The 14,660-nt window shown below is 62.5% G+C and carries 14 protein-coding genes; 3 read left to right on the top strand and 11 right to left on the bottom strand.

Features of this window, described 5'->3' with window-relative positions:
- Positions 1-5: 5 nt before the first annotated feature.
- A complete protein-coding gene (locus HY836_RS18545) occupies positions 6-1,127 on the bottom strand; it encodes a BMP family ABC transporter substrate-binding protein (protein WP_290679357.1) in 1,122 nt (373 codons plus the stop codon).
- 207 nt (positions 1,128-1,334) lie between these two features.
- On the opposite strand from HY836_RS18545, the gene HY836_RS18540 reads away from it, so the two are divergent.
- Positions 1,335-2,630, top strand: a complete 1,296-nt coding sequence (locus HY836_RS18540) for a trypsin-like peptidase domain-containing protein (RefSeq protein ID WP_290679354.1) — start codon at positions 1,335-1,337, stop codon at positions 2,628-2,630.
- Here the strand turns inward: HY836_RS18540 and HY836_RS18535 are convergent.
- From HY836_RS18535 to HY836_RS18520, 4 genes are all read right to left on the bottom strand, one after another.
- Positions 2,577-3,437: a DNA-binding domain-containing protein gene (locus HY836_RS18535; protein WP_290679350.1), complete on the bottom strand. Its 861-nt coding sequence runs from the start codon at positions 3,435-3,437 to the stop codon at positions 2,577-2,579. The two genes, HY836_RS18540 and HY836_RS18535, sit on opposite strands and share 54 nt — an antisense overlap.
- Positions 3,434-4,303 carry a DUF692 domain-containing protein gene (locus tag HY836_RS18530; protein ID WP_290679347.1) on the bottom strand — a complete coding sequence of 290 codons (870 nt, stop codon included), beginning with the start codon at positions 4,301-4,303 and terminating at the stop codon, positions 3,434-3,436. Before HY836_RS18530 ends, HY836_RS18535 begins: the two co-directional genes overlap by 4 nt.
- An 18-nt stretch (positions 4,304-4,321) precedes the next feature.
- A complete protein-coding gene (locus HY836_RS18525; protein ID WP_290679344.1) occupies positions 4,322-4,609 on the bottom strand; it encodes a hypothetical protein in 288 nt (95 codons plus the stop codon).
- Between the two features lie 113 nt (positions 4,610-4,722).
- Positions 4,723-5,403: a glutathione S-transferase family protein gene (locus HY836_RS18520; protein WP_290679341.1), complete on the bottom strand. Its 681-nt coding sequence runs from the start codon at positions 5,401-5,403 to the stop codon at positions 4,723-4,725.
- 568 nt (positions 5,404-5,971) lie between these two features.
- Between HY836_RS18520 and HY836_RS18515 the strand changes: the two genes are divergently transcribed.
- Positions 5,972-7,792 (top strand): acyl-CoA dehydrogenase C-terminal domain-containing protein, encoded by a 1,821-nt coding sequence (locus HY836_RS18515; RefSeq protein WP_290679338.1) that lies wholly within the window; start codon positions 5,972-5,974, stop codon positions 7,790-7,792.
- A 104-nt stretch (positions 7,793-7,896) separates the two neighbouring features.
- Here HY836_RS18515 and HY836_RS18510 read toward each other — a convergent pair whose 3' ends face one another.
- Positions 7,897-8,886 carry an alpha/beta hydrolase gene (locus HY836_RS18510; protein WP_290679335.1) on the bottom strand — a complete coding sequence of 330 codons (990 nt, stop codon included), beginning with the start codon at positions 8,884-8,886 and terminating at the stop codon, positions 7,897-7,899.
- Positions 8,887-8,922: 36 nt separating this feature from the next.
- Complete coding sequence (locus HY836_RS18505; RefSeq protein WP_290679332.1) at positions 8,923-9,765, bottom strand: SDR family oxidoreductase; 843 nt, start codon at positions 9,763-9,765, stop codon at positions 8,923-8,925.
- Positions 9,766-10,039: 274 nt separating this feature from the next.
- Here HY836_RS18505 and HY836_RS18500 point away from each other — a divergent pair, with 274 nt between their 5' ends.
- Positions 10,040-10,756: a TetR/AcrR family transcriptional regulator gene (locus HY836_RS18500; RefSeq protein ID WP_290679329.1), complete on the top strand. Its 717-nt coding sequence runs from the start codon at positions 10,040-10,042 to the stop codon at positions 10,754-10,756.
- 3 nt (positions 10,757-10,759) lie between these two features.
- On the opposite strand, the gene HY836_RS18495 is transcribed toward HY836_RS18500, so the two are convergent.
- From HY836_RS18495 to lipB, 4 genes are all read right to left on the bottom strand, one after another.
- Positions 10,760-11,803, bottom strand: coding sequence for a putative solute-binding protein (locus HY836_RS18495; RefSeq protein WP_290679326.1), 1,044 nt, complete (start codon positions 11,801-11,803; stop codon positions 10,760-10,762).
- Between the two features lie 292 nt (positions 11,804-12,095).
- Complete coding sequence (locus HY836_RS18490; protein WP_290679323.1) at positions 12,096-12,848, bottom strand: fused MFS/spermidine synthase; 753 nt, start codon at positions 12,846-12,848, stop codon at positions 12,096-12,098.
- A gap of 15 nt (positions 12,849-12,863) precedes the next feature.
- Positions 12,864-13,859, bottom strand: coding sequence for a lipoyl synthase (lipA, locus tag HY836_RS18485; RefSeq protein WP_290679320.1), 996 nt, complete (start codon positions 13,857-13,859; stop codon positions 12,864-12,866).
- Positions 13,860-13,970: 111 nt separating this feature from the next.
- Positions 13,971-14,660: a lipoyl(octanoyl) transferase LipB gene (lipB, locus tag HY836_RS18480; protein ID WP_290679316.1), complete on the bottom strand. Its 690-nt coding sequence runs from the start codon at positions 14,658-14,660 to the stop codon at positions 13,971-13,973.

The following is a 14,660-nucleotide window of genomic DNA, read 5'->3' as shown; positions in this document are numbered from 1 at the left end:
GCGGATCAGACCTTGCCGATCACACCTTCCACGAGGTAGTTCATGCCTTCCAGTGCGGGGTCGATCTGTTTCATCGTGGTGCCCTTGGCAATCACAACCTTGCCCGTGTTGTCCTTGATCTCACCCTTGAAGATCTCGAACTCGTCCTTGAGCATGGCGGCCTTGATGGCATCGGCCTGCTTGCGGGCGCCTTCGGGCACCATGGCGCCATAAGGCGAGGTCTTGACGAAGCCTTCCTTCAAACCGCCGCGCAGGAAGTTGGGGTGAGGCTTGCCGGTGCGCGCGGCTTCGACGATCTGCTTGTATGGCGTGACCCAGTTCCACTCGGCACCAGTGAGGTAGGCGTTGGGCGCCAGCTTGGCTTGCGAAGCGTGGTAGCCACACACGAACTTGCCGCGCTTGGCAGCGGTTTCCACGATGACCTTGGGGCCGTCCACGTGCATGGTGAACACGTCCACGCCCTGGTCGGCCAGGCTGTTCGTGGCCTCGGCCTCTTTCACCGGCATGGACCAGTCACCCGTGAAGATGACCGAGCAGGTGATGTCCGGGTGCACCGAACGCGCCCCCAGCGTGAAGGCGTTGATGTTGCGCAGCACCTGCGGGATGGGCTTGGCCGCGATGAAGCCAATCTTCTTGGACTTCGTCATGTGGCCAGCGATCACGCCATTGAGGTACTGGCACTCGTCGATGTAGCCGAAGAAGCTGCCCACGGTCTTGGGGTGCTTGGCCGCATCCCACATGCCGCCGCAGTGGGCAAAGCGAACGTCCGGGTTCTTCTTGGCCACATCCAGGATGTGCGGATTGAAGTAACCAAACGAGGTCGGGAACAGCAGCGTGGCGCCATCCTGCGAGATCATGCCCTGCATGGTCTTTTGCACGGACTGAGTCTCTGGCACGTTTTCTTCGCCCACGATCTTGATGCCAGGCAACTTCTTGATCTCGGAGGCGGCCTCGTAGTGCGACTGGTTGTAGCCGAAGTCATCCTTCGGGCCGACATAGATCATGCCGATCGTCAGCGGTTTCTGGGCCATCACCAGATCGGACAGCCCACCCAGCGCCAAGCCGGCACCTGCAGCCCCGACACCCTTGATCCACGTCCGACGATTCCATTGATCCATTGACGACATGCGTATCTCCTTGCACCAATCTGTTGCACAACCCACCACCCGCGCACCGCCTTGAGGCGATCTGCCATACCGGGTGATGTACAGGCTTGTATACAAGCAACGCCCATGCCTGCCCGTGCTCAAGTTCGCCATGCCATGGCCGAATAAGATCGACAGCACCTCGTCGTCCCAGCCGGAATGAGCACGATTGCAACAGGGATTGCCAACATGAAGAAAAGCCTCTACGCCACTTTGGGCATGGACCCCAAGGCCAGCGAAGGAGATATCCGCGCCGCCTACGAAAGGCGCCTGGCTGAGACACGACCGGACGATGCCATCACGCGACTGGCCCTGAAAGAAGCCTGGCACGTGCTCGGCAACGCACAGCGCCGAGCTGTCTATGACGCCTCGCTGCACGACCAGGCCAGAAAGCAGCAGCCATCGGTGCGGTCCCCTGTGCACGCAGAAGGCAAGGGCAAGATGTGGTGGGCGATCGGGCTGGCGATGTTGATCGCCATCGGATGGATGATGAGCCGACATGGCCGGGCCAGCGCGCCCAAGGTTGACCACACCAGCCAACTGGCCGTGCAACTGGACCCGCCTGCTCAGGCCGACGTGCCCAGCCCCATCATCCCGACGCCGCCCCCCGCGCAAGCTCCGACCATGCCCCCACCAACAGGGGTCGCGCTGACGCCCGAACAGTTGTTCGCGCAGGCCTCCCCCAGCATCGTGCGCATCAACGTGGTCAACGATCGCGGAGTCGAGATGGGGCACGGTAGTGGCGTGGTCATCGGCCAGGGCGAAGCCATCACCAACTGCCATGTTGCCAAGGCGGGCCCCCGACTGAGGGTCCGGCATCAGGGCAAACAATATGACGCCAGCATTCTGATCAACGACGAGCGGCATGACCTGTGCAAGCTGTCGGTCATCGGCCTGGATGCACCACCCGTGCCCATCGGCAGAGTGGCGAGCGTGCACGTCGGCCAGAAGGTTTACGCCATCGGCTCACCGCAAGGGCTGGACCTCACGCTCAGCGATGGCATGGTCTCCTCCTTGCGCGACAGCGAGGAAGGCACCTACATCCAGACCACAGCCCCCATCTCGCCAGGGTCCAGCGGCGGCGGGCTGTTCGATGAGCAAGGCGTGCTGATCGGGATCGTCACGTTCCAGATGCGCACCGGACAGAACCTGAACTTTGCACTGCCCGCCGACTGGATCGAGCGCATGCAGACCAGTGCCCCGGTTGCTCGCCATGACCCTCGTGGCCGCAGCGCGCCACCCAGCCCCTACATCGTGGGCACCTGGCATTGCTTCGGTCCGCTGACCGGGCGTGGCATGGATGTCACCCTCGACGAGCAAGGCAATGCCCGCGGCACATACGACGGGCAGCCCATTGGGGGGAGGTACGCGCTGAACAACAGGCTACTGAATCTGATGGGCAACAGCTTCTTGGTGGAGGAACTGTCGGCCTCACGCATGGTGCTCAGCAAGGGGGAAGGTCGCCGACTCGCCTGCACCCATTGAAGCAGACTGGATCAACAGCCCATCTTTCAGCCACTGCCTGAGCAGAGAAGCTCCGCACGCAACCGCATCAACTTGTTCGCCCTGCTGATCTTGCAGCAGCGCGCAGATATCCGCGAAGCTGCGGCCCAGCAGCAACAGGGTCAGAGCCTGCACCTCCTGCTCCGGCACGCTACGAAAGTGGGGGCGCTCTTCATGGCGCCAGACCAGCACTGTCACAGGCTGAAGCAATGACTCAAGCTCGGGCACGGTCTCATCTCGATCCAGGGCATGCCACAACGCCAGGGCATTGCACTGAAGCACCACCAAGGCCACGCTGGCATGTGCGTGCAATGGCGCCTGGGTCCAATCATCCACGGGCATGACAGCCAGGTCTGCCGCGGTTACAGAGACGGCATCAGCCGCATCAAAGGCCCGACGCAAGGCCCAGTCCAGCTGCGCCAGTTCGGTCACCTCCGGATGCAAGCCCGCCTCCATCTGCACCAGGCGGCTGCCATCCAGCCAGGCCGGCCATGCCTGGCCATACCAGCGGAGGTTGGCATGCGTGGAGGGGTGCTCTTCGATGAAGGCCAGTGCCAAACGGTCAAACCACTCGTCGCCCAGATAGCGCCAGGTATGTGCAAAGGTATCGCGCATGGTCTCCAGCAAACGCGCCCGGTAAGCGTAGTGATAGATGCCCAGGCGCCGTTGCGCACTGAGGCCATGCTCATCACACACATCCAGCAAGGCGGCGTCGTCGTGGCTCAGCACGTGCGCCTGCATACGTGCCTGCAACTCGCTCAAGCTCATGGTGGAAGCGTGCATCGTCATGCGGCCTCCAGCCAGGCACCGGCCGCCACATCACGGGCATGGTCCAGCTCTTGAATCAGTTCCGCCAGGGGCGGGATATGGTCGTCGCGCTCGATCATCGTGGCCACATGCCCGAAGCGACGACAGGCATGTGCATACAGCGCCCACACGGGCTCGGCCACTGGGTGATCATGCGTGTCGATGATGTGATCACCGTTGTGTGAATGGCCGGCCAGGTGAATCTGCTGCACGCGGTGGGCCGGCATGCTGTTCAAGTAGGCACACGCATCAAAGCCATGGTTCACGCTGCTCACGTAGATGTTGTTGACATCCAGCAGCAAGAGGCAATCGGCCTGTTCACACACTGCAGAGACAAAGTCCCACTCGCTCATGTGCGACTGTTTAAAGTTTACGTAGCTCGACACGTTCTCCAGCACGAGGCGACGCCCCAGCGCATCCTGGACTTGCCGCACATGGCGCACGACCACATCCAGCGCCTCGTCGGTATAGGGCAGCGGCATCAGGTCATGCAGTTGCCGACCATGCACGCCCGTCCAGCACAAGTGATCGGACACCCACAAGGGTTGCACGCGCGCGATCAGTTGCTGGAGTTGATTCAAATAAGCGCGATCGGGCCCGGCCACCGAGCCGATCGACAAGGCCACGCCATGCATGGCCACGGGATAGCGCTCACGGATGGCGTCCAGCATGCGCAAGGGTTTGCCACCCGGCACCAGGTAGTTGTCGCTGATGATCTCCAGCCAGTCCACACGCTGCGGCGCCGCCAGAAAGTCCGCGTAGTGCGCCGTGCGCAGCCCCAGGCCAAAGCCGGGCGAGGGCTGCGTCAGGCGCACAGGGCCACCGTGAGCCGGATGGTGCTTGCTCATGTTGACGCCCCCTGCCGCTTACTTGGCGTCGATGTCGCCAATGGTGCCGCCCTTGGTCAGGCAGGCCTTCGCGTCCATGGCCTTGAAGCCGTGGCCCTTGCAGGCGTTCTGGCCCTTGCAGGCATGCTCGGCGGTCTTGCAGTCGCTGTTGCCCTTGCAGCTGTGCACGCCGTAGCAATGCACCTTGTCGCTGGCGGCAACGGCGGCCCCCATGCTGCCCGCAGGCGCCTCGGCAGCAAAGACCGCCGAGCTCAAGGCCATCAGTGCGGCAGCGGTGGCCAGGGATGCGGTGTTGCTTGAAGTCATGTGATTTCTCCGATCAGTGAGGTGTTGAGGTCAAAGGAACCCGGCGGATTTCGCTCGGGACACCGAGTAGTCGGGCTCGATGCCCAGTCCTTACACCGATACGGAAAAAATCTTCAACGCAGATCCGCGAGCAGGCGCCCATGCTTGAGTGACCACGCCTCGTGCTCCTGCTCGCGCCAGGGCTCTTTCAGGGCCTCTTCGTTCCAATGCTTCATCGCGGGCAACGCCAACAACTGATCCGCATAGGCCATGGCCGGAGAAGACAGAATCAGGCCATAGGTCTGGATGCGAAAGGCCACAGGGGCAAAGAAGGCGTCCACAGCCGTGAAGGCCGCACCAGCCAGAAACGGACCGCCAAAGCGTGACAGGCCATCGCACCACAGTTCATCCAGCCTATGCAGATCGGCCTGGATACGCGCGCTCTCAGCCTCATGCAACTGAATGCGCAACCCGCAATTCATCGAGCAAACCACCCGCAGCGTGGCAAAGCCCGAGTGCATCTCGGCCGAAGCGCATCGCGCCCAGGTACGCGCCGCGGCATCGGCTGGCCACACGCCCGAATGGCGCTCGGCCAGGTATTCGGCAATCGCCAGCGAATCCCAGACCACCTCGCCATCAGCATGCAGGCAAGGCACTTTGCCGGTAGGCGAAACGGGCCGGAAGGCCTGCCAGTTGGAACCCGGCCCGAAGGTGTGGATGTGCTCGTTGAACGGCAGGCCCAACTGCCGCAGCAGGATCCAGGGCCGCAAAGACCAGGACGAATAGTTCTTGTTGGCGATGTGCAAGTCGTACATGGGTGGCTCCCGGTTACCGAAGCGGACAAACGGCGTGAATGACACCAGCTTAGTCGCACCTGGCCCCTGATTGGTGCGATATCCATGCGCCCACCACAAATGGGCTAACACAGTGCTCACCACGCAACTGCCGGGTGCCTGACAGTCTGGGCATTAACCCGAAAAGGTCATATCCGCATCGCCAGACGGCTTGCTGCGCCATACAGTCGTGACGCTTTTGGCATCCTGTTGTGCCTCGTATGGCATGTGCAGATCTGCCAGCAAGGAATCTCTCCCTGTCGGGACCGGTCTGTCGCGTTCTCCCGCGACACCAAAGGCCCCCCGTTCACAACCCCGCCACCTGGCGGGGTTTTTTTTCGGTGCAGCCCCTCCAATCCGGGGGAATGCACCAGAGATGACGCCAAAACTCGCACGATCGTGCGGAAACAGTTGCCACAAGTGCCCGACTCTGGGGTATAAATGCGCCCTGATTCGAACGACCGTTTGAAATGAACGATCGTTCGAAAACGCAACCCTTTCTTCCAACAGCGCCACTCGTGTCTGGCGCAGACCCGAACCGAGGTGACATATGCCGCAGTACAAGGCCCCTTTGCGCGACATGCGCTTCCTGCTCAACGAAGTCTTTGACTACAGCGCGCACTACGCCCAGCAACCCAACGCCGAAGATGCGACGCCTGACATGGTCGATGCCATCCTGGAAGGCGCAGCCACCTTCTGCGAAGAAGTGCTGGCCCCGCTGAACCTGTCCGGCGACCAGGAAGGCTGCACCTTCAACAACGGTGAAGTCACCACCCCCAAGGGCTTCAAGGAAGCCTACGCCGAGTACGTGGCGGGCGGCTGGCAGGGTATTTCGCACCCCAAGCAATACGGTGGCCAGGAACTGCCGATGTCGCTGAACCTGCTGAAATCGGAAATGATGGGCACGGCCAACTGGTCGTTCACCATGTACCCCGGCCTGAGCCTGGGTTGCATGAACACCATCTTCCAGTTCGGCACCGAAGCCCAGAAGAACACCTATATGCCGCCCCTGGTCAGCGGCGAGTGGACCGGCACCATGTGCCTGACCGAACCCCAGTGCGGCACCGACCTGGGCCAGGTCAAGACCAAGGCGGAACCCCAGCCGGATGGCACCTACAAGATCACCGGCACCAAGATCTTCATCTCGGCCGGCGAACACGACATGTCGGCCAACATCATCCACATCGTGCTGGCCCGCCTGCCCGATGCCCCCAAGGGCACCCGCGGCATCTCGCTGTTCATCGTGCCCAAGTTCATGGTCAACGCCGACGGCTCCGTTGGTGCACGCAACCCTGTGGTCTGCGGCGCCATCGAACACAAGATGGGCATTCGCGCATCGGCCACCGCCGTGCTGAACTTCGACGGCGCCACCGGCTTCATGATCGCCGAGCCCAACAAGGGCCTGGAGGCCATGTTCACCTTCATGAACACGGCCCGTATCGGTACCGCCGTGCAAGGTCTGGCTCACGCCGAGCTGTCGTACCAGGGCTCGCTGCCCTACGCCAAGGAGCGCCGCTCCATGCGCGCCCTGTCGGGCAAGAAGGATGCCGACCACACGGCCGACGCCCTGATCTGGCACGCCGACGTGCGTCGCATGCTGCTGACGCAACGTGCCGTGGCCGAAGGTGCCCGCGCCATGATCTACAACGCGGCCAAGCTGGCCGACAACATGGTGGCTGGCGTGGCCGAAGGCAACAAGGCCAAGTACGAAGAGTACGACGACCGCCTGGGCTTCTTCACGCCCATCCTCAAGGGCTTCATCACCGAGATGGGCCTGGAGTGCGCCAACCTGGGCATGCAGGTTTTCGGTGGCCACGGCTACATCAAGGAGCACGGCATGGAGCAGATCGCCCGTGACGCGCGCATCTCCACGCTGTACGAAGGCACCACCGGCATCCAGGCGCTCGACCTGCTGGGCCGCAAGGTGCTGCTGCAGACCCGCGGCAAGTGCATCAAGGAATTCACCAACGAGATGATTGCCCAGGCCAAGCCCCACCTGCTGGATGGCGGCCCCATCGGCATGATGGCCCGCGCCTGCTTCAAGCGTGCCGTACAGTGGAAGGCCATGACCCTGCGCATCATGCTGCGCGCCGCCAAGGACCGCGACGTGGTCAGCGCCGCCTGCTACGACTACCTGATGTACTCGGGCTTCGTGATGATGGGTCACTTCTGGTTGAAGCAAGCCATCGTGGCCAACGAGAAGCTGGCCAAGGGTGGCAAGGATTCGGCCGAGTTCTACAAGGCCAAGATCCAGACCGCCGAGTTCTACTTCGAACGCCTGCTGCCTCGCGCCGATGGCCACAAGAAGACCATGATGGCGCCCACCAGCTCCATCATGCAGATGAACAACGACCACTTCAACTTCAGCTGATTCCGAGCGGGGCTTTGGCCTCGCTTGCGGCACCTTCAGCCCAAAAAGAAAGGCTCCCTGCGAAGGGAGCCTTTTTTCACGGCTGATGCGCCTCAGCCGGCCAATCAGTTCGACCAGTGGCGCGTCATGAATTCAGCCTGACGATCCAGCGCCTTAACGGAACTGGGCATCAGCGCCGCATGCACCTGGAACACGTGCCAGCGCTTGAGGTAGACCTCCAGCTCGGATGTGCGGCCCGCCGCGGTGGCCGCCTCGACCAGCCAGGTCGAGTTGTCGTACAGCACCTCGTCTTCGCCAACCTGAATCAACGACGGCGGCAACTTCGACAGGTCTTGCGCCATCGGATTGGCCAGCGGGTGGTCCTTCGGAGCCTTCAACGCCCCTTCCACTTGCTCGGCCCAGGCCAGACGGATCATGGGATCGCGTGGCTCGCGCTCATAAGCCGTGGTGTTGGGCAGCGGATGCAGGCTGAACGCCGGCGACATCATCACGATGGACGAAGGCCCCGGCATGCCTGCCTTCATGGCAGCGATGGCCGTCATGAAGGTCAGGTTGCCACCAGCAGAATCGCCCGCGATGGCGATGCGATCGGGCGAGAAACCCTCCTTGAGCAACTGCCGATAGCACGCGACGCAATCGTCCAACTGAGCTGGAAAGGGCGCCTCAGGTGCCAGGCGGTAATGCGGTGCCAGCACCAGCGCGCCGGTGATGGCCGACAGGCGGCGCGTGATGCTGCGGTGCGTGCGGGGGCTGCCCGCCACGAAAGCCCCACCGTGCAGGTACAAGATGGCATGACGCGGCTTCTTCGATGCGCCCTTGGGGGTGACGCGGTCCACCGGAATGTGATCGACCTTGTCAGTCTGCACTTGCGCCCGACCATCCTGCGGCATCAGGGACGAACCCACGGCCAGCGCCACACGCTGCACCACAAAAGGAAAGGGCGGGCCCAGAAAGGGCTTGAGGCCGACGCGCAAAGCCATGCGCATGATCGCCGCCATCAGCGACTCCTGCAGCCCAGCCGGCGGTTGGTAACGGCGGATGACCGGATGGGCCTGCGCCTGCTGGGCCCCTGTATCGATATGAACAGCCGACATTGATGGACTCCTGTCTCAGCAACAAAGCAGGGGCAATCAGCCCAGCATGGTCTTCTTGGCAAAGAACGTCGTGACGGGCTGGTACCAGGATCCGAGCACACGCACGAACAGGTCCAGGAACTTGGCGTCTGGGCCCACGACCACACGGCGCTTGTTGCCCTCCACCGCCCGCAGGATCTGCAGGGCCGCGCTTTCCGCGGTGGTGGTGTTGAGCAGCTTGTCGAACTTGTCCTTGGCGGCCTGGGCACTGCCACCCGTCTTGGCGGCGATGCTGTGGTCCATCTTGGCATCACGCGCGATGTTGGTGCGGATGCCACCCGGGTGCACACAGGTGGCGCTGACGCCGCAGTTCTCGATGTCGAGCTCCTGGCGCAGCGATTCGGTGAAGCCCCGCACGGCGAACTTGCTGGCGTTGTAGGTGCCCTGGGTGGGCAGCGACAGCAGGCCGAACAGGCTGGACGTGTTGATGATGTGCCCTTCGCCCGACTTCTTCAGATGCGGCAGGAAGGCCTGCGAGCCCCACACCACACCCCAGAAGTTGATGCCCATGATCCACTCGAAGTCCTTCGGGCTCACGGTGTCCAGGAAGGCGCCCAGCGCCACGCCAGCGTTGTTGAAGATCAGGTTGACCTTGCCATGATCGGCCACAACCTGGGCCGCCCAGGCATCCATGGCTTCACGATCGGCCACATTGACCTTGGCCGTGGTGACCTTGACACCCAGCTTGCCGGCCATCTGGGCGGTTTCCGCCAGGCCGACCTCATTGACATCACTCAGAGCCAGATGGCAGCCGCGACGCGCCAGCTCGAGTGCCAGCGTGCGCCCCATTCCGGAAGCGGCACCCGTGATGGCTGCCACCTTGTTCTTGAAGTTCTTCATGTTGTCTCTGCTCGGTCCGCGTTGTTGTCTGCGATGAAAACCTGAAGCTTACCCCGTCGGGACGGCGTACTTACCCAGGCCATCTACCCATCCCACAGCTGAAAAAAGGGGCTGCCACCACCCGGATTCCGGGGTCAGGCCTTGGTGCATCTGCAACCCTGCATCACAACTTGCGGGACAATACAGGGCGTTGACAGTGTTCACATCGCTTGCCAGCACACGCACACCGTCACACCCAATTTGACAATAGTCAATTTCAAAATCATATTTGACAATGTCCGTTTCCAGAAATAGGGTTAACCCTGACACCCCCTCCACTCCGGGGACGCCCGGACGGCGTTACGGCGGTGTCGACCCTGAAGAACGCCAGCGCCAACGCAAAGCCAAGCTGATCGAAGCCGGTCTGGCTGTGTTTGGCGAACAGGGCTACCACCAGTCCACCGTGCGGGACGTGTGCAAGCAGGCGCAACTCACCTCGCGCTACTTCTACGAGAACTTCGACAGCATGGAAGCGCTGTTCAAGGCGGTCTACACCCAGGTCAGCCGCGAACTGATGCAGACCACCGTGATGGCCCTGGCCAGTTGCCAGCCTGATCCGGAAAAGCTGGCCGAGGCGGCCTTGCGCAATTTCCTGGAATTCATCCGCCAGGACCCCCACCGTGCTCGCGTGGCCCTGATCGATGCGTTGAACGTGGGCGAAGGCATGGCCATGCTGGCCGACAAGGCCTCACAGGATTTCGCGCACTTGATCGCCGGCTTCATGCATCAGATGTTCCCCACGCTGGACGCGCAAGGGAAATTGAACTTCAAGATGCTGGCCAATGGCCTGGTGGGCGCCAACACACGCATCGCCACGCAATGGGTGGCCGAGCGGTGCAAGGCGCCGCTGGACGATGTCCTGATCAACACCTTGACCCTCTTTCGAGCCTGCATCGCCTTTGCACGCGAGCAGGAAAAAGCGCTGGTTGCGGCACCCGCAGACCAGCGCTGAGCATCAGCCTTCTTCGGAAGGCGAAGCGCAATCGGCCTCAGTCGGGCTGGCAGCGCAGCGCACCTTCTTGATGACCTTCAGGCCCTGCTTGTTGTAGACGCCCTGGTTGGTGATCGCAATGCGCGATTCGCGCAGGATGGTGGTGTACTTCTTCACGTGGTCTGGCGACACCTCCATCCAGGTGGCAGCCGGGATGCTGGCATCGGCGTTCTGCACCAGCTTCATGGCGCGATCGAACTCGCCCACCCAGTGGTCACGCGACTTCTCGCCAAAACCGGCGGGGAACTTCGACTGGTTGAGCACGACCTGGTAGGTCAGGATCAACAGCGGGAAGCGTGCGATGCCGCCCTTGGCGCCGATGCCCTTGTTCAGCTCCAGCGGCTTGTAGGCCAGCGTGGGCGCAGCGATCATGTCCACCTCGCCGCCATTGAACTTGGCCGACAGGTTGTTGATGTCCACCGACACGGGCTTGCCGCCCACGCGCTGCACCATCATGGCCTGCGCCTGGTCGTATTCCAGCGCGGCGATCTTCTTGCCTGCCAGCGCTTCCACCGAATCGATGGCACGGCTGTTGACCATCGGATAGGCCGCGCCAAAAGGCACGATGCCGCCGATTTCATACGCACCTTCCACCATCATCTTGGCGGCCTGCGGTGAGGAGAAGGTCTGCACAACCTTGCGCACGACTTCGTAGCTGGCGGGCATGTCCACCTTGCCATCGCGCACCACGGTGGTCGCGCCCAGGGTGTCGATCGAACCGGCCACGCCGTTGAACTGGCGGGTACGGAAGGCGGTAGCCATCAGGGCATCACACTTGCCTGCGCGGAAGTCTTCCACGGCAGCGGTCTCATTGGTGAAGCCTTTGAGCTCCACCGTCACACCGGCTTTCTGCATGGCCACGGCATAGTCCTTGGCCATGTTGAAAGCGTCACCACTGGCGCCAATGATGTCGAACACGCACATGGTGTTGGCGGCCTGCGCAGACAGGGCGACTGCGGTCAGTGCCAAAGCGGCACCAGCCTTGCCAGCGATTGCTTGGAATGTCATCTCTCTCTCCTGTGTAAGGGAAGTGGCGGCCGCACGGCCGCAGTGGGTGCGCCGAGCCCTCTTGACTCGACGCCGGCGGATGCTATGGGCCAAGCCACCGAGGCTGTAACCACATGCATATCCCCGTCACCCCCCTCATCCCCGCCAGACCCCGTCAATGCACAGGCGGCATCGCGCAAATGGCCACGACAAGAGGTGCGGTCAGCAGGACAGGTCGAACCAACCCGTTACACAAGTGACCGGGATGCGCTGTTTTGATACGGGATCAGATACGCTGCGGTGCGCAGCAGGCTCAACGCCAACTGCGGACGATGTGCGCAAACGCCTCATCCAGTTGAGCCCATGCCACATCAGGCAACCTGGCCGGACGAAGCGCCTGACCTTTGGGCCCTTTGGCAGGCGCCGGCAGGACCGCATCCTTGCAGGCAAACACTGTCGCGTTGTCTTCGTCGGGCTCCACCACGACCTGTACGCCATCCTTGAACACCGAACGGATACGCGTCACGCAGGTCTCGAAGTGCGCGTGCTTGTAGTGGAGGTTGGCCACCAGAATGCCACCTGGCTGAAGGGCGTCCAGACAATGCTCGAAAAAACGCCGGGATGACAGGCTGGATGGCAAGCCGCGCAGATCAAAGCCATCGAGCAAGAGCACGTCATAGCGATGCGGCGGCTGCTGCACGAACTGCGCCCCATCACCCAGAATCACCTTGAAGCGGCGATCGTCCTTGGGGATGAGGAAGGCATCACGCAGCGCCACGACGTGGGGATTGATCTCCACCACGTCCATGCGGGACTGCGGCAGGTGCCGGTAGCAGAACTTGGCCAGCGAGCCACCACCCAGGCCGATCATGGCGATGCGAGAGGGCGCCGGGTTGAACAGCAGGAAGCCCATCATCGTGCGCGAGTACTCCAGCGCCAGCGCATCCGGCTGCATGAGGTTCATGCTGCTCTGGATGGCCGATATCGAAAAGTACAGGGACTTCGAGCCCAGCGTCTCGGAGATGAAGGGTTTGACGAAGTCGTCCGGGTCAATCGTTGAAGACATGCAAACGCGGAGGCCTCAAGCGCCAACACCAGCCTGCGCTGCCTGCTGATCCGCGTGGTAGCTGGAGCGCACCATGGCGCCCACGGCCGCGTGCGTGAAGCCCATCTTGCGGGCCTCTTCTTCGAACATCTTGAAGGTGTCCGGGTGCACATAGCGGCGCACCGGCAGATGGTGGCCTGATGGCGCCAGGTACTGCCCAATGGTGATCATGTCGATGTCGTGCGCACGCATGTCGCGCATCACCTGCAGGATCTCTTCATCGGTCTCGCCCAGGCCGACCATGATGCCGCTCTTGGTGGGGATGTCCGGGTGCAGGGCCTTGAATTTCTTGAGCAGGTTCAGGCTGACCTGGTAATCGCTGCCCGGGCGCGCTTCCTTGTACAGGCGCTGCGCGGTTTCCAGGTTGTGGTTCATCACATCGGGCGGCGCGGCCTTGAGGATCTCCAGGGCGCGGTCATCGCGGCCACGGAAGTCAGGCACGAGGATCTCGATGCGCGTGGCAGGCGACTGCTCGCGGATCTGCCGGATGCATTCCACGAAGTGGCCGGCGCCGCCGTCACGCAGGTCATCGCGGTCCACGCTGGTGATCACCACGTACTTGAGCTTGAGCGCCGCGATCGTCTTGGCCAGGTTGGCCGGCTCGTTCACATCCAGCGGATCCGGGCGGCCATGGCCCACATCACAGAAGGGGCAGCGGCGCGTGCACTTGTCACCCATGATCATGAAGGTGGCCGTGCCGTGGCCAAAGCACTCGCCGATATTGGGGCAAGAGGCTTCTTCGCACACCGTATGCAGCTTGTGCTCGCGCAGGATGTTCTTGATCTCGTAGAAGCGCGTGCTGGGTGAACCGGCCTTGACGCGGATCCACTCGGGTTTGCGCAGCACCTCGTCGGCCGGCACCACCTTGATGGGAATGCGCGCCGTCTTGGCTTGCGCCTTCTGCTTGGCAGTGGGGTCGTAAGCCGCGGGCGCAGCCTGATTCGGATCAGCGGGGGTGTTTTCAGAGGACATGACGGTGCTTCACTTCAAGGCCAAACCACGCGCTTTGCGTGCTTGACAGGCCATCTGCCAATGTAGCCGATTGGCGCTGGCGACGGCAAAAACCCCGCGCAAGGCCATCGCTCAAGGGGCTAGTCGCACGTCGAGTTGATGCGCCTGCACCGCCGCGACCTCGCCCCACCCCACCTGCACGCCGATGCTGGCCAGGTCCACGGTGCGCAGGCCGTTGTAACCGCAGGGGTTGATGCGCCCGTACGGGCTCAGGTCCATGGCCACGTTCAGCGCCATGCCGTGATAAGTGCAGTGGCGCGATACCTTGATGCCCAGGGCGGCGATCTTGCCCAGACCTTTGAAGGGATCGCGAGGATCTCGCGGCTCGGTGAGCGCAGCATGGGCAAAGGGATCATCCAGGCGCACGTAGATACCCGGGGCGCCCGCCACCCGGTGCCCGGTGACACCAAAATGTGCCAGCGTGCGGATGATGGCCTCTTCCAGGCGGTACACATACTCCTTGACGAAGTAGCCGCGCCGCTTGAGGTTGAGCAAGGGATACGCCACCACCTGCCCCGGCCCGTGATACGTGACCTGCCCGCCCCGGTTGGTCTGCACCACGGGGATGTGATCGGGCCCAGGGGGGTTGAACAGCACGTGGTCAGCCTTGCCGGCCAGGCCCTGCGTGAAGGTGGGCGGGTGCTGGCACACCCAGATTTCATCGGGGGTGTCGTCGGTGCGGGTGTCGGTGAAGGCCTGCATGGCCTCCATGGTGGGCAGGTAATCGACCTGGCCCAGGTTCTTGAGAATGGTCTGGTTCAC

This window comes from Aquabacterium sp. (genome assembly GCF_016234775.1).
GTDB lineage: Bacteria > Pseudomonadota > Gammaproteobacteria > Burkholderiales > Burkholderiaceae_C > Aquabacterium.
Note: the sequence above shows the minus strand (reverse complement) of the source record. Positions and strands in the feature narration are given on the sequence as shown.